Below are 356 nucleotides of genomic sequence, written 5' to 3'. Positions count from 1 at the left end.
CGACAGTTGCTTGTAGCTGTTCGGCTCGGTGATGTCCTGCAGCGGGCGGGTGGTCGCGACCGAATAGGACACCGGCACGTTCTCGAACGTTTCCGATTCCAGATTGACCCAGACGCCGAGCACCCTGTCCTTGCGGCGCACGACGACGGGGCGGGCGGGACCCTCGAGCACGACGATGACATAGTAGCGTCCCTGGCGCGCGATCAGCGGATCGGGATTTTCCAGCGAGCCGAAAATGGTGAGGTCGGCGCCGGAAAATCCGGCAGTGATCGAAATGGCGTCGGTGGACAGGCCGATCTGGATGCTTTCGGCTGCCGGCGTCTGTGCCGCCGCCGGCAGTGCCGCGGAAGCAAGCA

Annotated in this window: 1 protein-coding gene; it reads right to left on the bottom strand. The window is 64.6% G+C overall.

The window, feature by feature from the left end:
• Positions 1–356, bottom strand: a 356-nt coding sequence (locus EN845_RS34135; protein WP_245511883.1) for a TIGR02186 family protein, incomplete at both ends; no start/stop codon positions are given.

The sequence above is a fragment of the Mesorhizobium sp. M8A.F.Ca.ET.202.01.1.1 genome, assembly GCF_004791595.1.
Taxonomy (GTDB): Bacteria; Pseudomonadota; Alphaproteobacteria; order Rhizobiales; family Rhizobiaceae; genus Mesorhizobium.
This window is presented reverse-complemented; position numbering and strand designations above follow the sequence as displayed.